Raw genomic sequence first — 21,195 nt, 5'->3', positions numbered from 1 at the left:
AGGGTATGACAAAGCTTTTAACTTTAAGGAGGAATGAACAGTATGAAACTAGGAAACAGTCATTTACTTGTAAGTCACGAAGGCCCGATTCTTTCATGTGTCTTAAATCAGCCGGACCGGTTGAACGCTTTTTCTGATGATATGATCAGCGGACTTATGGAAGCGCTATTAGAAGCTGAAAAAAACCCTGAGGTGAAAGTGGTAGTTTTAAGCGGTGCCGGGCGCTCATTCTCAGCTGGCGGCGACGTAAAAACGATGGGAGAAGCAGATGCCAGCCACTTATATGATCATGTCGGAAAGTTAAACAAGCTGATTTTGAAGATCAAACAAGTAGAAAAGCCAGTCATAGCTGTTGTTCATGGTTACGCAGCCGGAGCCGGTTTTAATTTAGCGCTAGCCTGTGATCAAATCCTTGCAGCTGAAGAGAGTAAGTTTGTATTAAGCTTTGCTCAAGTAGGGCTTGTGTCAGATGGCGGCGGACACTATTTCTTGTCTAAGCTGATTGGTCCTTATCGTACAAAAGAGCTGCTATTTACAGCAGAACCTATTCCAGTTGAAACCGCAGCGGAATGGGGAATTGTGAACCGCGTGATTCCTCTTGAGAACCTGGAGTCTGACGCTATGGATTATGCGTTAAGGCTGGCAAATGGACCGGGGCGTGCCATAGGAATGATGAAAAAGCTCGTTGATCTTTCGGAACGATCTTCCCTGGAAGATATTCTCGAACAGGAACGTCTCACACAGGCGATTATGGTATCTACAGAGGATCATAAAGAAGGAGTTCAAGCTTTTAAAGATAAGCGTAAACCGGAATTTATTGGGAGGTAGTTCTTTATGAAAGCTGTTCAATTTAAGAAATTTGGAGCCCCTGAAGTTTTAGAATACACCGATATGGAGCAGCCGGCCCCTGACGGTCATGAAGTTTTGCTGCGGGTTACGGCCATTGGGGTGAACTATGCAGATACAGCAAGGAGAGAAGGAGCATATGTCATTCCGACCCCGCTTCCCTTTATACCTGGCGCAGAGGTGGCCGGTGTAATTGAAAACATAGGAGAAAAAGTAAAAGGATTTGCAAAAGGGGACCGTGTCGTTACGCTAATCTCCTCAGGAGGCTATGCGGAATATGCAGCAGCGGATTCAAGGAGCCTCATTCCCATTCCTGAAGGTGTAAGTGATGAACATGCCGCAGCACTTCCTCTACAGGGACTGACGGCCTATCATATTTTAAAAACTATGGGCAGGCTTTCTGAAGGAGAGACCGTACTTGTTCACGCTGCTGCTGGCGGGGTGGGTTCATTAGCTGTTCAACTGGCTAAACATTTTCATGCAGGCAAAGTAATTGCAACAGCGAGTACAGAAGAAAAACTCTCGATGGCCCAGGAGTTAGGAGCAGATGTACTCGTAAATTATACAAAACCAAACTGGCGGGAAGAAGTAATGGAAGAAACCGGCGGAAAAGGTGTTGATGTGGCTTTAGAGATGGCAGGTGGAGACATATTTACGGAGACAGTAAAATGTATGCGGTCATTCGGGAGAGTAGTCGTATATGGAGCCGCAAGCGGTGAGCAAGCTGTAATGCACCCGTCTGGATTGATGAATCGTAATTTGTCTGTCATCGGCTTTTTCCTTCCGCAAATTATGAAAAAGCAAGAGCTTTTTCAACAAAGTTTAAAGGAAATTCTCCAGCTAGTTATGGAAAATAAACTAAAATTAACACTTGGTGGAACATATCCACTGGAAGATGCGGCACTGGTACATGAGCTTCTCCAGGGCAGGAAGACGAAAGGAAAAATAATTTTGAAGCCTTAGAGTGCGAAATGTTTTAAATAAATCCGTGCTTTTTGCCTGAGGGGAGTTACAGATTACTTCATATAAAAAAACCGCCGAATAGGCGGTTTTTATATTTTATTTAAGGTTTAAGAGGTTTTTTCTTCCCACAGCAACCGCCTATTTTATAACCGGTTAACTTCGCTTTTTTTGAAGAGGATGTATTAATAACCCTAGGTGGTTCTGAAGGCTGTTTTTGAACATTATGAACAGATTTTCGAGCAACTCTTCTTGCTTTCAGGACAACCAACTCCTTTCACTTATTGGTATATTATAGTCCCTTTCTTGCAAAATGAGCGGGCTAAAGTGTTTTAATATCAAGTGGAAAAGATATATACCCGTGTTCATAAATCTGAAAGCAGCTGACCTCAGGTGGTTCTTTCTTAAAAGAGATAATGACCATTTTAATCTCAGGATCCACATGGCTCTTTACATCTTCACGGGAAGGGGTAGGAGATGAAGTAGGATGAGTGTGATAAATGGCCAGGACGGTTTCATCGCGTTTGCCGATTTGAGCAAGTGAAGATTCAAGAGTGGATGGACTAATGTAAAAACGGTGTGTAGATTTGATCTCATTGCCTAAATGGAAAATACTGCTGACTTTATTACCATTCCCGCACAAAAGCCCACATGATTCATAGGGAAGCTCTTGGCTTCCATATTCAATAAGTCTGTTATACAGGTCAGGAGACATGACCAGTTGATTCATGTCCGTCTTCTTACTCTTCGATTTTTCTTCTGAAAAAAGGACAGGAACATAGATGTTGCCGACTTTGCCGGCCTCTCGGTTTCATTTTCATCACTCTCCGGGTTATTCATTCTCGTTTCGTTTTCCTTCTTTGGTTGTGGTTTCCGGCGGTCGATCTGATGTTTCTTTTGAATGGGTGATTGATTGAATTTTTGCTTGTTAAATTGGTTAAGTTCAAAATTTTGTTGTTTTGAATGATGGCTGGAATAAGGTGATTGATTATGAATAGAAGAGTTCAGTTGATTTCTAAAAGGCATACTTCCACTGTTTTTTTGTGGCATGTTTGGGTATTGGCTGTGATGGGTTCTTGATGAATCACCTGCTTTTGGAAAAGAACGAGAAGACGGCATGGTCCCCCCTGAAAAATCCTGACTGGTGATGTTATTAGACGTTTTCATCATATTTTGAATTTGTCTAAAGTTCGTCTGACTTGGCACGGCTTTCTTCGGCTGCTCTTCCGGCGGGCTTTCCTGGGAAGGCAAGGAGGCTTGGTTCAGGTTCTTTATCGATACTTCCTGCTGCAATTCCATTAACTTATTGATCTTGTCTAAAACCTCCTGATGCTGAGGCTGTGTTATATTCTTCATTACTTCGTAGATATCCTCTCTCAATTGAGAAACTGCATGTTCGACATGAGCCATATTTTGTTCCATTTCTCCAAATTTTAATTTGAATGCCTGCATGTCCTCTTTAATAGAGGAGGCTGCCATATGCTCCGTTTTTGTTTTATCTATCAATTCTTTATAAGCATCAATACGCTGTTTGAGACGATCCATTTCATCAACGTTGTTAGGTTTCTTTTTGTTCATATTATTATGTCCTCCTTAAATAAGTCACGTCGCAAATTTATTGGTTAGTAACACCATATGCTTGTTTTGTGAAAATATAAGTTAAGAGTAAGAGAGGATAAAGAAGTGGGTGATATTGCTAAAGTGTCAATCATAAGATGAAGGTAGAAATGCTCTGCAAAGGGGTGGGATTATGGCAAACAGTGAGATTCAGGTACTACGGGCGAAAATATTGGAAATTAAACAGCAGAATCAGTCCTATTGTAATACTTTAAAAGAACTCATTTCATCTGAAAAAACGGAAAAATCCAGCCAATTTATCTGTTATTTTACATATTCCCTGAACCTCGCTCACGGTCTTAAAAGTGAAAATCTGTGCATTGGTTCTTTTCATCTTTTAAACAGTGGCACTGCTCCTATTACGAATCCCTGCATATGTATTCAGCTGTCCAAAGAAGCACCATTTGAATTCTCTGGCAAGTACGTGAATAAAGGCATGACGGTTTCAAAAAACCTTTCTGTCGACTGGGAAAGGATAAACGAGCCATCTAATAAAGAAGAAATATGGTTAAAGCCTTTAAAACAACAGACCGTGGAGCCTAATCAAAAGCTTACTTTCCCAAGTTTTCAGCTAAAGTGGCTGCCCAAGGAGTCCTATTCAGGGCAGGTAAATGGGTTTGGTTATTGCGACGAATTTAATGAAGGAATGGCAGCGCTTAATACAATCAGTTTAAGCGGCACTGTGCCTGAACAGGGGGAAAAAAATGAAGAGGAATCATGAGGAAGATCTCTTAGGGAAACAGCTTCTTAGACAATTTATGAGGGACCTATTAACGGATGAAGTACAAGACGAAAAAAGGTCGAAGGGAAAAAGCTTTGCCTTCCTTGATAATCAGCTTTTAAACATGCTTATGCTTTATTTTCTTATGCACTGGGAGAAATACATGGCAGATGAAAAAGAACACAAGGAAACCATTCATGCTGAACCACTGCTTACGGAATTAGACAATTTACTAGCTGAGGATCAAAAGAATTTTGATGAAGTAATTTCACTTCTTAAAAAATAGAATGCAAATAAAATGGTGAAAAACACCTTTAAGGTTAATAGGAGGTTATTGAAGTTGAGAAGTGACCCTATTCAATTACAGCAAAAATTAATTTATTTTAAAGCCGAGTTAGACAAATATAAAGAGAAAGTGAAGGACTACCAGGATAACTACCATTATTCTTTGCTTGAGAAACTAAAGAAAGATAATGAACGTCTGCTCGATGAACGGCAGGACTTAAATTCACAAGTCCAGACCGTTAAAGGAGAATTTGGCGAGAAACTCCGTCTTTCTGAAAGTGAACTGGCAGATTCTAAGAACAAATATCAAACACTGTCTGAAGAAGCTTCAGCCTTGCGAGGTAAAAATTCGAGTCTTCTCCAACAAAAGCAGTCGCTGGCTAATGAAGTTAAAACATTAGAAGGTGATCTTAAGACAAATCGTCAGCGCCTTTCCCAGCAGCAGCATGATATGGCATTGCTGCAGGCGAGCTACGTAAATCTGCAAAAGGACCATGAAGAAAAGAAGAGGGAAATTCAGGCGCTGAAACTGAGTGTTTCAAAGGCGAAGGAAAAAGAGAAAGAATATGAAAGCAGTTTAGAAGAGCTGCAGTTGAAATTAAAAGAAAAAGAAGAGGCTTATTCTACAGAAACTGCACAAAAGAATGAAACGATAAACGAGTATAAAGAATCTGTGCAGAAAGCGAAAGATAACGAAAAATCATTAAAACAAAAAATTACGAAGCTATCGAAAGACAAGAAAGACCTTCAGGCAGAAAACACTAACTTAAATAACAGAATAAAAGAACTGAATAAGGAAATTGATCAATTGGGAGGAGAGGATCAACAGACGTTAGAGCTTGTTGAAGAGCTGGAGAAGCAGGTGAAGGAGATTCTCGGGCAGTCGTTGGAATTTGAAGAAGAAGACCTGGATTCCCGGCTGTTGTTTATGAACGTCATTGAAGAGAAACTAGATGAAATTACAGAAGAGATTAACGAAATGGAAAAAGACATAAAGAAACAGAACTTCATAGAAGGTAAAGATTAATTAAAAACCCTGCTGAATGTTCAGCAGGGTTTTTTCGATTACTTACTCATATAATGTTCAAGCTCCCAGCTGCTTACCTGCAGGGAATACTCTGTCCACTCGGATTCTTTTTCCTCAATAAATATTTTGGAGGTATGATCGCCAAGGGCTTCAAGAAGCAGGTTGTCTTTCTTAAGAGACTCAAGTGCTTCTTTTAAGTTTGTGGGAAGTGTAGGAATGCTTTCATCCTCAACTTCATACAGGTTACGTGCTTCAGCTTCACCTGGATCAATTTTTTCCTGAATCCCTTCAAGACCAGCCTGAATAAGAACGGCTAATGCTAAATAAGGGTTTGCTGTCGGATCTGGATTTCGCACTTCAAAACGGGTTCCAAGTCCACGTGTAGTCGGTACCCGGATCATACAGCTTCGGTTAGAGTGAGACCATGCGACACTTACAGGGGCTTCATAGCCAGGGACTAGGCGCTTATATGAATTAACATTTGGATTCGTAATTGCAGCGATTCCGTTCGCATGTTTCAAGATACCACCCATGAAATACTTCATAGTCTGTGAAATCTCATCATCTGAACCGTTGTCATAAAAAGCGCTGTCTCCATCCTTAAACAGGGAAAGGTGGCAGTGCATACCGGAGCCGTTTTCTGCATAAACTGGTTTCGGCATAAAGGTCGCGTGGTAATTATGATTAGTAGCTACGTCTTTAACTACATTTTTAAATGTCTGGATGTTATCAGCCGTTTTAATTAACTTATCAAAACGGAAGTTAATTTCATGTTGGCCTTTAGCCACTTCGTGGTGGGAAGCCTCCATTTCAAAACCAATCTTTTTAAGTGTGCGAACGATATCCCGGCGAACATTATCTCCTTTATCTTTTGGAGAAGCATCGAAGTAACCGGCACGGTCATTCATTTTACGGATAGGATAGCCTTCCTCATTTAGTTTAAAAAGAAAGAATTCAGGCTCAGGTCCTACATTTACTGTATATCCCATTTCATGGGCTTGTTCCATAGCTCTTTTCAAAATGTAACGAGGATCTCCTTCGAAGGGTTCTCCATCAGGAGTATAGATATCACAGATGAAACGGGCGATGGGATCTTCATCCATCTCTTGAGGCAGGATCAGGAAAGTATCTAAATCAGGGTATAAATACATATCACTTTCCTGAATATCTGAAAAACCGGAAATCGATGAACTGTCGAACATTGCTTCGTTGTCGAGAACCATTTCAATTTCCTCAATTGGAAGTTCTACGTTTTTCGTATCTCCCATCATGTCTGTGAATTCCAAGCGGATAAATTCCACTTGTTTTTCTTTTACAGCGTCTAAAATTGATTGTTTCGTGTAAGTCATACTTTTCTCCTCACCTTTTTATATATTGAGATTATCTCTCGAAATATCTTATGTTAGAAATAGTAACACATTACGTAATGTTTTTCTAACATTTAGATGCAAAAAATCAAAAAAAATTAAAATTGTGATACTTTTACTTTTTGATTACAGATTTTTGTTTTAAAAAATGCTAAAAGAGGAATAGAATGAGAAACTTTGGAAAAAGGAGTGTATTATATATGCCTTGGGATACAAACGATTATCCGAGCTCTTTAAAGAATCTCGATACGACAGTCAGAAAGAAAGCGATAGATATTGCTAATGCCATGATTGACGAAGGATATGACGAAGGAAGAGCTATTCCAATTGCAACCGAACAGGCCAAGGAATGGTATGACAACGCAAGCAAAAGTGAGATTGATCAAGTTAGGAATATGTCAGATAAGCAGCTGAAGAAAAGAGATAAAGAAGAAGAAGACTCAAGCCGCCCTGAACTTATGGATAAAGGGGAACATGTTGTCAGTCATGAAGATGGATGGGCAGTGCAGACAGAGGATGCTAAAAGGCCGTCTAACGTTTATGATAACAAGCAGGATGCTGTGGAACGTGCAGAGGAAATCGCTAAGAACAAGGGAACCAAGGTGATTATCCATAAAAAAGACGGCAGTGTACAAAAACAGAAATCTTTTAACGAATAATCCGGACATAGCACCCATTGAGGTGCTTTTTATTTTGAAATAATGCTACAATGAAGGTAAGGAAGGGGACAGTTGCTTTGAATGGACAGAACAGAAAAGACATAACTCCCGGTGCGGAAGTTGAAATTGTATTAAAAAAAGATCAAAGAAGCGGTCGTTTAACAAAAGGGATCGTAAAAGACATTCTGACTAATTCATCTTTTCACCCTCACGGAATAAAGGTGAGATTAGAAGATGGTCAGGTAGGAAGAGTAAAACATATTAATAATTAAGCGGAAGGTGAGTCCTTTCGCTTTTTTGTTATTTAAAAATAAGCCTTTTTAAATTCGAAAAGCGAGTCAGACAGAAGTCTGACTCGCTCGTTGTTGTTCGGATAATGAATTTATTTTTTTGTGTTTCGTTTATCTAACAGGTTAGTTCCATCCCTGTCTTGCCGCGGATAAATTCTACATGGTAGTTTTTATCAACTTAAACGACGCAATCCCTACCTCTATTGCATCCTTACAGCTCCGTAGCTGATCCAGTGTGATTAAGTTGTGATAAAACGTAGCAGAAGCCAGTCTCATTCACATCACTCTTTCATTGTTCCGAAGTTACCTTCTTTACAGCGAAGGTACTAATGAAATAATATACTATATATTTTGCCTATTGTCAAACTGTGAATCTTTCTGCATGTTTAACTACCATTACTTGAGCTCTACAATAACTCGGCCGCGGGTGTTTCCTTGAAGGATACTTTGCAGTGTATCTGTTAAGTCTTCCAATCGAATAACAGATTTAATATCTTCAAAAGCATCTGTTGTTTTTAAATCTTCAGCCAGTCGATTCCAGATTTTCTTTCGAAGCGGCATTGGACAGTTTACTGAATCAATACCTATCAGGCTGATACCCCTTAAAATGAATGGGTAAACCTGTGCAGGAACTTTTGTTCCACCTGTTAATCCACTAACGGCAGCGGCGCCCTGATATTTAAGCTGTCCTAAAAGGGAAGCCAGCTGTTCACCGCCAACAGGATCAACGGCAGCGGCCCACCTCTCGCTTTGAACTGGTTTTAACTTTCCATCATATACATCTTCGCGTGAAATTACTTTTTGAGCACCAAGACGTTTTAAGTATTCTTCATGCTCCTGGCTGCCTGTACTGGCTTCAACGGTGTATCCTCTTTTGGCAAGCATAGCCACAGCCATGCTTCCCACACCACCTGAAGCACCTGTTACAAGAACTGGACCATCTTCAGGGGTGAGGCCGCCGGCTTCCAGACGGTGGATAGAAAGAGCAGCAGTAAAGCCAGCCGTTCCGTAAATCATCGCTTGTTCCAAGGAAATTCCTTCCGGAAGAGGAACGATCCACTCGGATGGAATATTGGCATATTCGCTATAGCCGCCGTGATGGTTAACTCCTATTTCATAGCTTGTCGCGATTACTTCGTCGCCTTCCTTAAACTGCGGATCATTTGATTTTTCTACTACTCCAGCTAAATCAATGCCTGGTATGATCGGATAATCTTTAACGAGCGGATTATCCGGTGTGGATACCATGCCATCTTTATAATTAACGCTGGAGTAGTGGACTTTTATAAGAACATCGCCTTTAGAAAGATCGTCTTTTTGAAAATCTTCAATCCCTGCCTTAAATTCGCCATTGTCTAACCGGCTGATCTGATAGGCTGCAAAGGTTGACACTTAATCGTCCCCCTCTGTTCGGTTATTTTTTTTATTTTTCAAATCCTCATCATACTTCTCGGAAGTTGACGAGTTGTCCTTAGAATGATCACCTTTATCGATTTCCTTTTCTTCCTGCTTTACATCCTCTGTTGGAATAGGGTCTTCGGTAAAGCGGTCTTTTTCAAATTCCTTCTCAATCTCTTCTTGTGACGGTTTAATTTTATCGTTATTTGATTTACTGTTCATTAGGATCACCTCCACTGTAAATGTTCCTTTTTGAAAGGGTGTCTAAACAGAATCCATCGAATAATTTCAAAAATGAGGAAATTAAAATTGAAAAAACCGCTGCAGGTCAGCGGTTTTCAGATTCTTTATTTTTCATCTTCCATTTTGTTCTAATGGATTTGACGAAAGAGTTGTTCCATACATAATCGATAGCCGTACTTATAATTAATCCATGAAGAATAACTCCAAGGATAGTAATTATGACAAAAATGACCTGCCCGCCAGCTGTTTCAGGCTCATACCCGGTTCGTCCGAAAAAGATCAGCCCCCTGAGTGAGCTGAGTAAGGCTTCAAAGTAGCTGTTTAACGAGGGTTCAATACTCTTTAAGGGAATGATAAGAATAAAAACTACAACCATTGTAAGTCCTGCTGTATATGAAAAGTGGTGTTTTCTTAGAAAGCGGATAAAAGGGGCGGTGTAATATTTAGTAATAGATTTTAAACGGAGAAGATGAAGGATCCGCGCAAATCTTGCAAACTGAAAGACAGCGTCCAGCGGGATAGCCGCAATCACTATGAACGGGTTTTCTTTAAGGAAATCCCATTTATTGGAACTTTTAGAGAACCTGTAAATGAAATCTATAAAAAAGATCCCCCATGTTCCCCAGACAATGTAGCTGTCAAAATTAGACTGCTGCCATATAGTAGCAACAGATAGAGCAGCAAGACCAATCATAAAAATCTCATATGTGGTCTGCACTTTTCCTCTTCCATTTCCCATGATGGCCTCCTGGTCTCAAATTCGTTAGGACCATTATATCACGCATGACAAGTGTCGATAAATGTAGAGTAGACAAAGAGTATGATAGAATAGGAGAAAAGTTTTAAGAGGAAAGGAACGAACTTCTTTGAGAGCAGCATTTAGTCGGATGTCCTGGTTTGTGTTCCTTGCTTCTGCGGGAGGCTTATTTTTATATTCACTAGTTGAAACGATGGATCGTCGTTCAAATATATATGAAGTAGAAGAAGGCAGCTACCCTTCAGAGCTTCATCCAACGGTTGAAAAGAAGAAAGATGAACTGATTGAGCTTGCTGCTGAAAGAGGAATAGATGTAGTCATTACGGATGGCTTTCGCACAATAGAAGAGCAGGAACGTATCTATGAACAAGGGCGTTTAAGAGAAGGGGATATAGTCTCCTACGCCAGAGGCGGGGAATCCTATCATAATTATGGGCTTGCTATTGATTATGCGTTAAGAACAGATGAGGGGAATGTCGTCTGGGATTTGGAACGAGATGATAATGGGAACGGAGAAGCGGACTGGGTAGAGGCGGCGGAAATTGCGAAAGATTTAGGGTTTGAGTGGGGAGGAGATTGGAGTTCATTTAAAGATTATCCTCATTTACAAATGGACTTTGGTCTCAGCATCCGCCAGCTTCAAAACGGTAAGCGGCCGGGAGTAAATCCTTAAAGTCATTAGTCAGCTTCCTTACCCAAAGACTGTTCCGTTTATTTTAATAGAGAAGCGGGCCTGGGGAAATAGCTCGCTTTCCATGGGCCAACGGTGAACTTCCTAAGGCTAAAGCATTTCAGGATTTTCCCCTGTTTTCTCCCCCTCAAAAAAGAGACCCCTGTTCCGTTTGCTTTAATATCGAGAACCGGGCCTGGGGAAAGACTCGCTTTCCATGGGCGAACGGTGAGCTTCCTCAGGCTAAAGCCTTTCGGGATCTCACCCTGTTCTCTTCTCCCATAGGAGTCTCGCCGTTTCCCCCGGCCCTTTAAGTATTTTAGAGTAACGGAACCTTAACTTAAGAGGAATAGGGTAGAGTCGAAGCATAATGTTCCGTTTTCACCATCAACGGCAAAGAGGATGGGAAATTGCGAGACTCCAGAAGGGAGATAGAGCCATGGTGAGAGCCGCGAGTATAACGAGCTAGCTCACCGGCTCCCCGCGGAAAGCGAGTGATTTCCCAGCCACTTTTTGCCTCAAAAGGTAAACGAAAAAGTAATGATTACCTCATTGAGTTCATAACTATAAGTTAAATTCTCTCTAAAAAAGGAAGATCCTTAAAGAAAGGATCTTCCTTTTTTATTCCTGATACGCTTCATACGGCTTGATCATCGCATAAATCGTTTGAATATAAGGGAGGGCCAAATTGTGATCTTCTGCAAGTCGTAATGCGCCTCCATGAAGATGTTCTACTTCAAGCGGCAGGCCTTTACGCCGGTCCTGGTGCATAGATGAAGTCATCTCATGATCCAGCCCCTTTAAGTTTTCAAAAGCCTTATGTACATGCTCTTCTGTTAAATGAATGCCATGGGCATTAGCGAGCTCTTTCATCTCTTCAAGAAGTTTTCTTGCAATCACAAAAGTTTCTGGAATGCTTTTTATTTCACCGATAGGAAGATTTGTAGCAGTAGTAATCCCTGAAAAAGCGGTGATAAACATGTATTTATTCCAAATGTCTTCTAGGATGTTAGGACTTTGCCCGCCATTCATGTTGGCTTGATTACAGGCAAGGTTTAGTTCTTCGCAAATCTGTTGCTGAGAAGAGTGAAGAGGACCGAACACGATGTCATGAAATGGGCTTGTATGAACGACATGGCCTTTTTGGTCTAGTGTCGCAATAATATAAGCTAGTCCGCCGATAATTGCTTCTTCCCCAAGTTCTTTCTGCAGGATAGGCAGATGTTCTACTCCATTCAGGACAGGCAGGACTTTGGCACCTTTTTGAACGAGAGACTTCAGCCACTGTATAGTACCGTGGAGATGATAGCCTTTTACAGATAAAAAGACAAGATCTGCTTCTTCAATTTCATCAGGACTTTCAGCTATATTCAGCTCTGAAACTTCATAATCTCCCATAGTACTGTGCACCTTCAGTCCGTTTTCCCGAAGCTGACCTGCTCGTCCCTCTCTGACAAGGTTAATGACGTCGTGACCAGCCTCCTGCCATCTTGCTCCATAATATGCACCGAGAGCTCCTGCTCCTAATATCACAATTTTCATTCTCTATATCCTCCCTTAAGCCGAGTGAAATTTTGAGCTTATTGTTTTTTCCATTTCTACAAGGTTTTCCAAATGATTGTTTAAGTACTGAATGATGTCATCATTGCCTGTATTTTTCATCACTTCGTAATAGTGATCTTCACTGTTGAAAATGCTTTGTCCCATAATGAGATCCTCATCATCATCCAGTTCAAACAGATTAAGCAGCCCCATTGACCCCTGCTGGCCCGTCAATTCACTTGATGAGTATACTTTATGATCTAAGGCACCATGTGACATGAGGATATTTCCTGTCTTCTTTGCTGTTTTTAAAAATTCCTCAATATTTTTTTCTTTGACACGAAAAAAGCAAATAATTGTATACACAGGGAAATCATCCTTTCTTTTATTTTTTTGTTTCAATAGCTGCATCAATTAATAACACAATTGCTGTTATGGTATGCATGACCCAGCCGACAAAAGGAATGGCCCCGAGGAAGCTTGTGATCATTCCTAAGATGCTCCCTGAACTGAAGCGTGAATCCTTAATTGAAAGGATGAGGGTAACTGTATGAAAGACAAACATAAACAGTAGAGGTGTCCATGTCATGCTTACGATAAATGTTCCGCCAGCCAATGGAATGGCTAAAAGACCTTCACAGATTCCTGTGATCCATTTTAAAATTGTCGTTCGATTCATGGAATAGCTCCTTTTATTATTAGGTTCTTAAATGAGAATATGCGTTAATAAATGCTTTCCCTTTTATTCTACAAAAAAAACGAAAAGACCACCAGTTCTTGAGGTCTTTTCGCTGCAGTTGGGATTATTTAGCTGCTTTTTGCAGTTTCTGAATCATTTTTAAGGAACGGCCTGTTCCAATCGCTACGGATTCAAGCGGGCTTGGAGCCATATGAACCGGTACGATGATTTCATTGGAAAGCCATTCCTGCATTCCTTTCAGCAAGGAGCCGCCGCCTGAGAGAATGATTCCGTGATCAACGATATCACCGCTGAGTTCTGGAGGGCAGTCTTCTAAAGTCGCTCGGATCGTTTCCAAAAGCTGTTCCAGGGATTCTTTTAGAGCAGATTGGATTTCATGTGAAGATAATTCGATCGTTTTTGGAAGGCCTGTTACCATGTCTCTTCCTCGTACATCCATTTTCTCTTCAGGATGATCGACAAGGGCATATCCGATTTCCATTTTGATATTTTCAGCTGTACGTTCACCAATTAGAATATTATAGGCTTTACGAACATACTGGATGATCTCCTCATCCATAACATCTCCACCCATGCGGATAGAGCGGCAGGAAACTACACCACCAAAAGAGATAATTGCAACCTCGCTTGTTCCTCCGCCGATATCGACGATAACATTCGCGACAGGTTCATCAACGGGAAGGTCAGCTCCAATGGCTGCTGCAATTGGTTCTTCAATCAGGTGAACTTGTTTAGCTCCATAGCTTTTTACAGCGTTGTGAATTGCGCGGCGTTCAACAGATGTAGAGCCAGATGGTGTACAAATGACGACTGTTGGCTTACGCATAGATACTCCTGATTTGCGGGCTACCTTTTTCATTAGTTCCTTAAGCATTTGAGCCGTCATATCATAATCGGCAATTACTCCGTCACGCAGCGGGCGGACAGGAATAATATTACGGGGAGTTTTTCCTACCATTTCTTTAGCTTCTTTTCCTACAGCTACAACATTTCTCGTTTCCGTATTATAAGCTACGACTGATGGCTCATTTAAAAGAATTCCTTTTGATTTAGAATATATTAAAATATTAGCAGTACCTAAATCTATTCCAATCTCAGCAGTTGAAAACATGTACGCGTACCTCCAAATAAATGACAGATTATTTTATAATTCTTCTCTAATAGTAGAATTTTATGGGGGTCTTTTCAAGTGGAATTAAATAGGGTATTGGCGTCTAGGATTTTAGGCCTCTGCCCGTGTATAATAGAGTATAGCAGGAAATAAAGGGGTTTTCTTATGCAAAAATATTTAAAACATCAAGAGATTATCAATAAATCAAAAACAATAAATGAGCATTATGAACTAGATGACGAATTATTTGATGATGTGGTAGATTCCTTGCTTCATAGTGAATTAGACACAGAAGAGGTCATTCTTCAGGGATTTCAGCGTCTGCTTTCAGAAGTTGATAGTGAGATTGAGCGGATGGAAACTTTCGCCGATATGAAACCGAGCTGTTTTAAGGGGTGTGCTTTCTGCTGCTATTTTCCAATTATAATAAGTAAAATGGAAGCGAAGATTATGTTCCGCTCCATTGAGAAGTTTCCGGAAGAGCGCAGGAAAGAAATTTATGCTCATTGGGAAAGCTACTATAAAGAGTATGAAGAAAAGCTAAATCACGCAATGTCTTTAGATCACACAGATGAAGGTACAAAGTTTGAGTATAAAAAGCTCAACTTACCTTGTCCGATGCTCGATCCGAAGACGCAGGCGTGCATGGCCTATGAGATTCGTCCTATCCCATGCCGGACTTATTTAAATTATAGTGATCCTGAAGTATGCGCTAAAAACCACCTGCCCAAAGAGCCGTTTAGTTATGAGTTTCTTTACAATTATTATTTCAGTTCTTTAAATGAACTTCTTCAGGCTCTTTATGAAAACGGGGAGGAATTGAATGTAGACTATCCTAGCGACGCCTGGAGCTATCATTTTCTTCCTGGATGGATTGAAAAATGGAGAAAGGAGACATGGAATGAACTTTAAACTGATCTCTCTTAATGTTGGACGACCAGAGCGATATGTGACAAGTAAAGGAGAACTGGAAAGTGCCTATCGAAAAAAACCGGTAGAAGAACCTGTTTTTCTGGGATTTTTAAATTTTACAGGTGATGAACAAGCAGATAAGAAGAATCATGGAGGCGTTGATCAGGCTGTTTGTTTATACCCTGCCCAGCACTATCGCTACTTTGAAAAAGAGTATAATAGAAACTTTGCTTTCCCAGCTTTTGGAGAGAATATTACGGTTGAAGGTATTGATGAACACAATACAAATATTGGAGATATCTTTACAATTGGAGAAGCTGAAGTACAGGTGACTAAACCTAGGAAGCCCTGTTATATTATCGCCCGTACTCACGGAATCGATGATTTTCCAAAAAAGGTCCAGCAGTCGGGCTGTACGGGGTTTTATTTAAAAGTTCTAAAAGAGGGATATGTTCAAGCGGGAGATGACATGAGGCTTAAACAACCTGATTCTCAAGGTGTGACGGTAGCCGATGTGAATGATGTGATATTTAATGATCCTCATAACATTTTAAAAATTAAACGGTTATTGGAAGTAGAAGCTTATCCTGAGAAAGATAAACAATCTTTGAAAAAACGACTCAGATAAAAGTGAAAGGGGTTATGCGGAATGGATTTTGGCCATCTCATTGAAGAAAAGATTAAGAAGTCCATTGAACAGGGGGATTTTGACAATCTTCCCGGAAAAGGAAAACCGCTGCCGAAAGACGAGCTGTCCTATGTGCCGAGTGAATTGAGGAATAGCTATCGAATACTAAAAAATGCCAACATGCTGCCAGAAGAAATGCAGTTAAAGAAAGAAATTGTCCAGCTGGAGGAATTACTGGAACAGCAGGAGAATCCTGATCCCACCAAACGAAAAGCATTAACAGAAAAGAAAATTCGTTATAATATGCTGATGGAAAAAAGGAAAATGCAGAATTCAGCAGCCTATCGACAATATGGCGGGACAATCAGCAAAAAATTCGGGTTTTAAAGGAGGGAATTTTAATGTGCGGAAGATTTACGCTGACAGCCCCTGAAAAAGAAATTCTTTTTGAGTTTGGTTTACATGACCTTCCTGTAGATTATATGCCCAGGTTCAATATAGCACCGGGTCAGAACATTTGGTCGATTATTCATGACGGTGAGCGTAAAAGGGCCGGTCTGCTGCAATGGGGTCTTATACCGCCATGGGCTAAAGATCCTAAGATCGGTTACAAGATGATCAATGCCCGAAGTGAAACAGCACATGAGAAGCCTTCTTTTAAACATTCAATGAGCAAAAAGCGGTGCTTAATTATAGCTGACAGCTTTTATGAATGGAAAAAGGAGAAAGAAAAGAAGCAGCCAGTTAGGATTTTCCCGCAGGACCGTAAATTGTTCGCTTTTGCGGGTTTATGGGAAAAGTGGAAACAGGAGGAAGAAGAACGCTTTACTTGTACAATTTTGACGAAGGAAGCGAATGAGTTCATGGGCAGGATTCATGAACGGATGCCTGTCATCCTTCCTAAATCTATGGAAGAAGAGTGGATTAAACCTGTAAAGCGTGATCCGGGAGAAGTCCATCAGTTTCTTGAACAACTGACAATGGAAGATTTAGAGTCTTATCCTGTCAGTACGCTTGTAAACTCTGCAAAAAATGAAAGTAAAGACTGTATAAGACCTTTGACTGAAATGGAGTGATTTCGCTTCATTTTTTTTTGCCCGTTTGTAGGGGGTGCAAGGAAGGAAAGCGTCTATAAATCGATGCGTCATTAGGAAAGGAGGGAGGCATTGGTTCAGGAAGAACAATTAATAAAAAAAGTATTATTAGGAAATACACAGGCTGCCAGGATACTCATTGAGCGTTACAAACATCACGTATTTAAAGTAGCAATGAGTGTTATGAGAGACGAAAAGCTGGCGGAGGATGTGGCCCAGGAAACTTTTATAAAAATGCTTGATGCCCTCCCTTCTTACAAAGGTCCTGGTTTTAAGACATGGATTAGTAAAATTGCCTATCGAAAAGCATTAGATGAGAAAAGGAAGCAGAAGCGAAGGCCGGAAGATCCAGTTGAATTGGATTTTGAAATAAAGTCAGCTGACAGTACAGAGAAGGAGTTCTTGAAAAATGAATCTATTCATTTAATTCGAATGGCAGTTGATCAACTCCCTGAGAATTACCGGGAAGTTGTAGAGGCCTACTACATAGATGAGCTGAGCTACAAGGAAATGGAAGAAAAATTTGGTTTAGCAGAAAAAACAGTAGAAATGAAGTTATATAGAGCCAGAAAGTGGATGAAAAAACATTGGAAGGAGGACGATTTTCGATGAGCCATTTGAGAGAGGAAAATATTGCTGCATATATCGGGGATCAGCTGTCTGAAGAAGAGAGGGACCTGATAGAAGATCATTTAAATGACTGTACGCTTTGCTTTGAATCTTACTTGGAGGCTGTAGATCGAATAGAACCTTCTTATGATTTATCTCCTTCGTTTACGGAAGAAATCTTCAATAAAATAAATAAAAAAACACCAAAAACGAAAGGGAAATCGACGCTGGTTCATTACGCAATTGCTTCAGCTATGACTCTTGTGCTAATGGGAAGCGGCATTTTTCACTATGTTTTTTCTGCTTTTGATGACCAGCAATTTCAGGAACAGCCTTCCATCACGGAAAAATTAATTAATGAATCCGACTACTGGAAAAACAATGACGAATTAGGAGGGAGATAGGTTGAATAAATCACCGATTTTAGCTTTTTTTCTGGCATTTATACCAGGTTTTGGGCACATGTATTTAGGACGGTTTGTGAAAGGTACTCTCTATCCGCTCGCGTTCTTTGGAATTTTAGCAATTGCTTTTTTCGGCGTGCTAGTAAATATTGTTGAAGGAAATTTGGTTCTGTTCTTTCTTGCTGCTGCCTTGCTCATTTGGATCATAAACATACTTGACATGATTTTCACGCTGCTCCGGAGAAATAAGGAAGGCACGCCTGCCTCTTTAACTGCCACTGTGGAAGCAGAGAACGAAATTCAAAATGAGCGCTTTTTTACAATATTATTATCATTTATGCCAGGTATCGGCCATTTTCAAATAGGGTTAAAACAAAGAGGCCTGACCTTTCTGGCGGTTTTCCTTGGAGCCGGAACAATGATTATCTTTGTCACACTATTAACAAGGCAGTCCGGATTTCTTGTTTTTCTTCCAGCCCTGCTTGTTATATGGGTGTACAGCTTGTTTGACACCATACAGGCTCTTAATAAAAAACAGGCGGGAGAGCCGCTTGAAGACAGGCCACTCTTAGAAGACCTTAATGAATTAAGAATGCGGGGCGAAAAAAGCGGAGTTTTCGCGACGATTCTGGCAGTTTTCCCAGGGGCAGGCCATATGTATTTAGGACTGCAAAAACGTGGGCTTCAGCTTATGCTTGGTTTTCTAGCTGCCATCTACATATTAGATGTGCTAAGGCTGTCGCTGTTTCTTTTCCTTGTCCCAGTGATTTGGTTTTACAGCTTTTTCGATGCCCTTCAGCAGACGAGTCTTGTGAAGCAGGGGAAAGCTGAAGACCGGCCGATTATTCAAAATCTTTCAATGAGAAAAGGGCTGGTTGGCGGCATACTTATTATTCTCGGAATTTATTACATGGCTGATACAGTCCTCTTTCCTTTATTTGCTGATGATCTAAGGCGTATCCTTAATATTGATATCTGGTATTATTATCAAAGATATTTCCAGGTTGTTCTTGTCTCGTTAATATTAATTGGAAGCGGAGTTTACTTGCTGAAAAGTAATAGAAATGCCAGCTAGAAAAAACAGAAAAAGCCCCTTTAAGCTGCTAAGACTTAAAAGGGCTTTTTCTTAATGGAGAGAAATCATTTGAGGAAGGAAAAGGATGTTCCGTTATATGTAGTAAGAGAAAAGCGGCTGGGAAATCACTCGCTTTCCGCGGGGAGCCGATGAGCTAGCTCGTTACACTCGCGGATCTCATCCTGGCTCTATCTCCCTGCAGGAGTCTCGTCATTTCCCATCCTCTTTACCGTTGGTGGTGGAAACGGAACACTATGCTTCGACTCTACCCTATTTCTCTTAAGTTAAGGTTCCGTTACTCTAAAATACTTAAAGGGCCGGGGGAAACGGCGAGACTCCTATGGGAGAAGAGAACAGGGTGAGATCCCGGAGGGCTAAAAGCCCGAGGAAGCTCACCGTTCGCCCATGGAAAGCGAGTGGTTTCCCCAGGCCCGCTTCTCTTTATCAAGGTAAACGGAACACAGGAATCCAATTCAACTTTCTATCGGAATTTGTTCTTGCTATTCCAATGTATCTTTACTATAAACACAAAGGGCCGGGGGAAATGGCGAAGCTCCTATGGTAGGGAAGAACAAGGTGAGATCCGGGAAGGCTTTGCCTGAGGAAGTTCATTGTTCACCCATGGAAAGCGAGTTGTTTTCCCCGGCCCGGTTTTCTAAACAAGGTAAACGGCACTCTCTTTCCTTTAATTGAGAAACAAAAAAGCCTTCCCGGGAGAAAAGGATAGAGTCCCGGAAGGCCTCGGCCTGGAGAAGCACAGCGTTCGTACATAAAAATCTGTTCTTTCCCCGGCCTGTTTCTCTTATTAAGGTAAACGGCACCTGTTAATTAACTAGTTGACTTAGCTCTTCTTTCCTGCAGACGTTCCTCTCTGGCTACATTTAGGAATTTATTCGTTTCAGATGCAACTACACCAGACAGAAGCAGAAGGCCAATTAAGTTAGGAACAGCCATTAAACCGTTCATTACATCAGCAAATAACCACACGGTATCAAGCTGAGCAACGGAGCCTACTAACACAAAGATAACGAATAACGCCTTATACATCGTAATACCACGGTCGCCTGTTAAGTAACCGAAGCATTTCTCTCCATAGTAAGACCAGCCGACAATGGTAGAAAAGGCGAAGAAAATAACGCCGATCGTCACAATGTACATCCCAGTATCGCCTAGGAAATACTGGAAAGAAGTTGTCGTTAAGTCAGCTCCATCCACTCCTTCATTTCCATATAATCCTGCCATAACAATGGTTAGTCCAGTCATGGAACATACGATGATCGTATCAATAAATACTTGGGTCATGGAGACTAACGCCTGACGTCCAGGATAGTCAGTTCGTGCAGCGGCCGCAGCAATTGGTGCAGAACCAAGGCCGGCTTCGTTAGAGAATACGCCTCGGGCAACCCCGAATCGGATGACTGTCCCCAAAATACCTCCGCCGACTGCACTTCCAGTAAAGGCATCAGAAAAAATGAGGCCGAATGCTGCCGGTACAGCTTCAAAATTTAAGAAGATAATAATAAGTGCACCTAAAACATAAAAGATTGCCATGATTGGCACAAAGAATGCTGTAACGCGGCCGATTCCTTTAATACCGCCAATAAGGACAAGTGCAGCAAATACAGTAAGAAGAATCCCGGTAATCCATGGATTCACATTAAAGGTTGATTCCATAACATCGGAAACGGTATTCGATTGAACCATGTTTCCGATTCCGAAAGCTGCAATAGCTCCAAAGATAGCAAATAGAACGCCAAGCCATTTTTGCTTCAAACCTCTTTCTAAGTAATACATCGGTCCGCCGGACATTTTGCCGTTTCTATCAGTGATACGATATTTTACAGCTAAGATAGCTTCGGCATACTTAGTGGCCATTCCAAATACCGCGGTAATCCACATCCAAAAAATAGCTCCCGGACCACCTAAAATAACCGCTGTTGCCACCCCGGCAATATTACCTGTTCCAATGGTAGCCGCAAGGGCGGTCGTTAATGCCTCGTAGTGAGAGATATCCCCTTTTTCTTTTTTCTGTGTTTTGCCTGGTTTAAATACCAGCTTTAAAGCGTAGGGAAGGGTTTTAAACTGCAGAAACCCAAGCCTTAGTGTTAAATATACCCCTGTACCCACTATAAGAATGAGCAGGACAGGTCCCCATACAAATGCACTTGCCTGTTCTAAAAATCCTTGAATAGCGCCTAGTTGGCCCATTCAGACTCCCCCTTTTTATAGTAAAAAATATCTGTCTATATATTAAATATTCCGAAAATTGAAAGCAAAAGT

At 41.0% G+C, this 21,195-nt stretch carries 26 protein-coding genes; 15 read left to right on the top strand and 11 right to left on the bottom strand.

The window, feature by feature from the left end; all coding sequences use genetic code 11:
• The first annotated feature begins 42 nt into the window (after positions 1–42).
• Together B7E06_RS16820 and B7E06_RS16815 are read left to right on the top strand one after the other, a co-directional pair.
• Positions 43–828: an enoyl-CoA hydratase/isomerase family protein gene (locus tag B7E06_RS16820; protein ID WP_082235092.1), complete on the top strand. Its 786-nt coding sequence runs from the start codon at positions 43–45 to the stop codon at positions 826–828.
• A 6-nt stretch (positions 829–834) separates the two neighbouring features.
• The gene (locus B7E06_RS16815; RefSeq protein ID WP_082235091.1) at positions 835–1,809 is read left to right on the top strand and encodes a quinone oxidoreductase family protein; all 975 of its coding nucleotides are present in this window, start codon (positions 835–837) and stop codon (positions 1,807–1,809) included.
• Between the two features lie 319 nt (positions 1,810–2,128).
• Here the strand turns inward: B7E06_RS16815 and B7E06_RS16810 are convergent, their stop codons facing one another.
• Both B7E06_RS16810 and B7E06_RS16805 read right to left on the bottom strand, forming a co-directional pair.
• Positions 2,129–2,536 (bottom strand): M67 family metallopeptidase, encoded by a 408-nt coding sequence (locus B7E06_RS16810; protein ID WP_082235090.1) that lies wholly within the window; start codon positions 2,534–2,536, stop codon positions 2,129–2,131.
• Positions 2,533–3,384 (bottom strand): hypothetical protein, encoded by an 852-nt coding sequence (locus B7E06_RS16805; RefSeq protein WP_082235089.1) that lies wholly within the window; start codon positions 3,382–3,384, stop codon positions 2,533–2,535. The genes B7E06_RS16810 and B7E06_RS16805 overlap by 4 nt, the downstream gene beginning before the upstream one ends.
• Before the next feature lie 172 nt (positions 3,385–3,556).
• Between B7E06_RS16805 and B7E06_RS16800 the strand changes: the two genes are divergently transcribed.
• From B7E06_RS16800 to B7E06_RS16790, 3 genes are read left to right on the top strand one after another with little or no spacing between them, the layout of a single operon-like run.
• Positions 3,557–4,144: a hypothetical protein gene (locus B7E06_RS16800; protein ID WP_082235088.1), complete on the top strand. Its 588-nt coding sequence runs from the start codon at positions 3,557–3,559 to the stop codon at positions 4,142–4,144.
• Positions 4,128–4,430, top strand: coding sequence for a hypothetical protein (locus tag B7E06_RS16795; protein WP_082235087.1), 303 nt, complete (start codon positions 4,128–4,130; stop codon positions 4,428–4,430). The genes B7E06_RS16800 and B7E06_RS16795 overlap by 17 nt, the downstream gene beginning before the upstream one ends.
• 54 nt (positions 4,431–4,484) lie before the next feature.
• Positions 4,485–5,456, top strand: coding sequence for a coiled-coil domain-containing protein (locus B7E06_RS16790; RefSeq protein WP_082235086.1), 972 nt, complete (start codon positions 4,485–4,487; stop codon positions 5,454–5,456).
• A gap of 38 nt (positions 5,457–5,494) precedes the next feature.
• On the opposite strand, the gene B7E06_RS16785 is transcribed toward B7E06_RS16790, so the two are convergent.
• Complete coding sequence (locus tag B7E06_RS16785) at positions 5,495–6,805, bottom strand: glutamine synthetase family protein (protein ID WP_082235085.1); 1,311 nt, start codon at positions 6,803–6,805, stop codon at positions 5,495–5,497.
• Between the two features lie 218 nt (positions 6,806–7,023).
• Here B7E06_RS16785 and B7E06_RS16780 point away from each other — a divergent pair, with 218 nt between their 5' ends.
• Both B7E06_RS16780 and B7E06_RS16775 read left to right on the top strand, forming a co-directional pair.
• Positions 7,024–7,482 carry a DUF2188 domain-containing protein gene (locus B7E06_RS16780; protein ID WP_082236043.1) on the top strand — a complete coding sequence of 153 codons (459 nt, stop codon included), beginning with the start codon at positions 7,024–7,026 and terminating at the stop codon, positions 7,480–7,482.
• Positions 7,483–7,559: 77 nt separating this feature from the next.
• Positions 7,560–7,754: a YwbE family protein gene (locus B7E06_RS16775; RefSeq protein ID WP_082235084.1), complete on the top strand. Its 195-nt coding sequence runs from the start codon at positions 7,560–7,562 to the stop codon at positions 7,752–7,754.
• Between the two features lie 414 nt (positions 7,755–8,168).
• Here B7E06_RS16775 and B7E06_RS16770 read toward each other — a convergent pair whose 3' ends face one another.
• The 3 genes from B7E06_RS16770 to B7E06_RS16760 form a co-directional block, all read right to left on the bottom strand.
• Positions 8,169–9,164: an acrylyl-CoA reductase family protein gene (locus B7E06_RS16770; RefSeq protein WP_082235083.1), complete on the bottom strand. Its 996-nt coding sequence runs from the start codon at positions 9,162–9,164 to the stop codon at positions 8,169–8,171.
• Positions 9,165–9,392 (bottom strand): hypothetical protein, encoded by a 228-nt coding sequence (locus B7E06_RS16765; protein WP_082235082.1) that lies wholly within the window; start codon positions 9,390–9,392, stop codon positions 9,165–9,167.
• A 106-nt stretch (positions 9,393–9,498) separates the two neighbouring features.
• The gene (locus B7E06_RS16760; RefSeq protein WP_082235081.1) at positions 9,499–10,152 is read right to left on the bottom strand and encodes a hypothetical protein; all 654 of its coding nucleotides are present in this window, start codon (positions 10,150–10,152) and stop codon (positions 9,499–9,501) included.
• Positions 10,153–10,300: 148 nt separating this feature from the next.
• Between B7E06_RS16760 and B7E06_RS16755 the strand changes: the two genes are divergently transcribed.
• Positions 10,301–10,843, top strand: a complete 543-nt coding sequence (locus B7E06_RS16755; protein WP_082235080.1) for a M15 family metallopeptidase — start codon at positions 10,301–10,303, stop codon at positions 10,841–10,843.
• 618 nt (positions 10,844–11,461) lie between these two features.
• On the opposite strand, the gene B7E06_RS16750 is transcribed toward B7E06_RS16755, so the two are convergent.
• From B7E06_RS16750 to mreBH, 4 genes are all read right to left on the bottom strand, one after another.
• Positions 11,462–12,382, bottom strand: coding sequence for a ketopantoate reductase family protein (locus tag B7E06_RS16750; protein ID WP_082235079.1), 921 nt, complete (start codon positions 12,380–12,382; stop codon positions 11,462–11,464).
• Positions 12,383–12,397: 15 nt separating this feature from the next.
• On the bottom strand, positions 12,398–12,748 hold the full coding sequence (locus B7E06_RS16745) for a DUF1428 family protein (RefSeq protein ID WP_082235078.1): 351 nt from the start codon (positions 12,746–12,748) through the stop codon (positions 12,398–12,400).
• A gap of 19 nt (positions 12,749–12,767) precedes the next feature.
• Complete coding sequence (locus tag B7E06_RS16740; protein ID WP_082235077.1) at positions 12,768–13,061, bottom strand: hypothetical protein; 294 nt, start codon at positions 13,059–13,061, stop codon at positions 12,768–12,770.
• A 124-nt stretch (positions 13,062–13,185) separates the two neighbouring features.
• Positions 13,186–14,193, bottom strand: coding sequence for a rod-share determining protein MreBH (gene mreBH / locus B7E06_RS16735; protein ID WP_082235076.1), 1,008 nt, complete (start codon positions 14,191–14,193; stop codon positions 13,186–13,188).
• Between the two features lie 165 nt (positions 14,194–14,358).
• Here mreBH and B7E06_RS16730 point away from each other — a divergent pair, with 165 nt between their 5' ends.
• The 7 genes from B7E06_RS16730 (at position 14,359) to B7E06_RS16700 (ending at position 18,915) form a co-directional block, all read left to right on the top strand.
• Complete coding sequence (locus tag B7E06_RS16730) at positions 14,359–15,105, top strand: YkgJ family cysteine cluster protein (protein ID WP_082235075.1); 747 nt, start codon at positions 14,359–14,361, stop codon at positions 15,103–15,105.
• Complete coding sequence (locus B7E06_RS16725; RefSeq protein WP_082235074.1) at positions 15,095–15,733, top strand: MOSC domain-containing protein; 639 nt, start codon at positions 15,095–15,097, stop codon at positions 15,731–15,733. Before B7E06_RS16730 ends, B7E06_RS16725 begins: the two co-directional genes overlap by 11 nt.
• A 21-nt stretch (positions 15,734–15,754) precedes the next feature.
• Entirely contained in the window at positions 15,755–16,120 is a 366-nt protein-coding gene (locus B7E06_RS16720) for a DnaJ family domain-containing protein (RefSeq protein WP_082235073.1), read from the top strand.
• Between the two features lie 14 nt (positions 16,121–16,134).
• Positions 16,135–16,809: an SOS response-associated peptidase gene (locus tag B7E06_RS16715; RefSeq protein ID WP_082235072.1), complete on the top strand. Its 675-nt coding sequence runs from the start codon at positions 16,135–16,137 to the stop codon at positions 16,807–16,809.
• Between the two features lie 90 nt (positions 16,810–16,899).
• Positions 16,900–17,439, top strand: a complete 540-nt coding sequence (locus B7E06_RS16710) for an RNA polymerase sigma factor (RefSeq protein WP_082235071.1) — start codon at positions 16,900–16,902, stop codon at positions 17,437–17,439.
• Entirely contained in the window at positions 17,436–17,840 is a 405-nt protein-coding gene (locus B7E06_RS16705) for an anti-sigma factor family protein (protein ID WP_082235070.1), read from the top strand. Before B7E06_RS16710 ends, B7E06_RS16705 begins: the two co-directional genes overlap by 4 nt.
• Position 17,841: 1 nt before the next feature.
• The gene (locus tag B7E06_RS16700; RefSeq protein WP_082235069.1) at positions 17,842–18,915 is read left to right on the top strand and encodes a hypothetical protein; all 1,074 of its coding nucleotides are present in this window, start codon (positions 17,842–17,844) and stop codon (positions 18,913–18,915) included.
• An 828-nt stretch (positions 18,916–19,743) separates the two neighbouring features.
• Here B7E06_RS16700 and B7E06_RS16685 read toward each other — a convergent pair.
• A complete protein-coding gene (locus B7E06_RS16685; protein ID WP_082235066.1) occupies positions 19,744–21,123 on the bottom strand; it encodes an alanine/glycine:cation symporter family protein in 1,380 nt (459 codons plus the stop codon).
• Positions 21,124–21,195: the final 72 nt, after the last annotated feature.

It is taken from the genome of Halobacillus massiliensis, assembly GCF_900166625.1.
Classification (GTDB): domain Bacteria; phylum Bacillota; class Bacilli; order Bacillales; family Halobacillaceae; genus Halobacillus_A; species Halobacillus_A massiliensis.
This window is presented reverse-complemented; position numbering and strand designations above follow the sequence as displayed.

Excerpts from the sequence above, each read along its gene's own strand:
- B7E06_RS16820 (WP_082235092.1), top strand. The coding sequence starts at position 43 with ATGAAACTAGGAAACAGTCATTTACTTGTAAGTCACGAAGGCCCGATT.
- B7E06_RS16815 (WP_082235091.1), top strand. The coding sequence starts at position 835 with ATGAAAGCTGTTCAATTTAAGAAATTTGGAGCCCCTGAAGTTTTAGAA.
- B7E06_RS16810 (WP_082235090.1), bottom strand. The coding sequence starts at position 2,536 with ATGAATCAACTGGTCATGTCTCCTGACCTGTATAACAGACTTATTGAA.
- B7E06_RS16805 (WP_082235089.1), bottom strand. The coding sequence starts at position 3,384 with ATGAACAAAAAGAAACCTAACAACGTTGATGAAATGGATCGTCTCAAA.
- B7E06_RS16800 (WP_082235088.1), top strand. The coding sequence starts at position 3,557 with ATGGCAAACAGTGAGATTCAGGTACTACGGGCGAAAATATTGGAAATT.
- B7E06_RS16795 (WP_082235087.1), top strand. The coding sequence starts at position 4,128 with ATGAAGAGGAATCATGAGGAAGATCTCTTAGGGAAACAGCTTCTTAGA.
- B7E06_RS16785 (WP_082235085.1), bottom strand. The coding sequence starts at position 6,805 with ATGACTTACACGAAACAATCAATTTTAGACGCTGTAAAAGAAAAACAA.
- B7E06_RS16780 (WP_082236043.1), top strand. The coding sequence starts at position 7,024 with ATGCCTTGGGATACAAACGATTATCCGAGCTCTTTAAAGAATCTCGAT.
- B7E06_RS16765 (WP_082235082.1), bottom strand. The coding sequence starts at position 9,392 with ATGAACAGTAAATCAAATAACGATAAAATTAAACCGTCACAAGAAGAG.
- B7E06_RS16760 (WP_082235081.1), bottom strand. The coding sequence starts at position 10,152 with ATGGGAAATGGAAGAGGAAAAGTGCAGACCACATATGAGATTTTTATG.
- B7E06_RS16755 (WP_082235080.1), top strand. The coding sequence starts at position 10,301 with ATGTCCTGGTTTGTGTTCCTTGCTTCTGCGGGAGGCTTATTTTTATAT.
- B7E06_RS16750 (WP_082235079.1), bottom strand. The coding sequence starts at position 12,382 with ATGAAAATTGTGATATTAGGAGCAGGAGCTCTCGGTGCATATTATGGA.
- B7E06_RS16740 (WP_082235077.1), bottom strand. The coding sequence starts at position 13,061 with ATGAATCGAACGACAATTTTAAAATGGATCACAGGAATCTGTGAAGGT.
- mreBH (WP_082235076.1), bottom strand. The coding sequence starts at position 14,193 with ATGTTTTCAACTGCTGAGATTGGAATAGATTTAGGTACTGCTAATATT.
- B7E06_RS16730 (WP_082235075.1), top strand. The coding sequence starts at position 14,359 with ATGCAAAAATATTTAAAACATCAAGAGATTATCAATAAATCAAAAACA.
- B7E06_RS16725 (WP_082235074.1), top strand. The coding sequence starts at position 15,095 with ATGAACTTTAAACTGATCTCTCTTAATGTTGGACGACCAGAGCGATAT.
- B7E06_RS16720 (WP_082235073.1), top strand. The coding sequence starts at position 15,755 with ATGGATTTTGGCCATCTCATTGAAGAAAAGATTAAGAAGTCCATTGAA.
- B7E06_RS16715 (WP_082235072.1), top strand. The coding sequence starts at position 16,135 with ATGTGCGGAAGATTTACGCTGACAGCCCCTGAAAAAGAAATTCTTTTT.
- B7E06_RS16705 (WP_082235070.1), top strand. The coding sequence starts at position 17,436 with ATGAGCCATTTGAGAGAGGAAAATATTGCTGCATATATCGGGGATCAG.
- B7E06_RS16685 (WP_082235066.1), bottom strand. The coding sequence starts at position 21,123 with ATGGGCCAACTAGGCGCTATTCAAGGATTTTTAGAACAGGCAAGTGCA.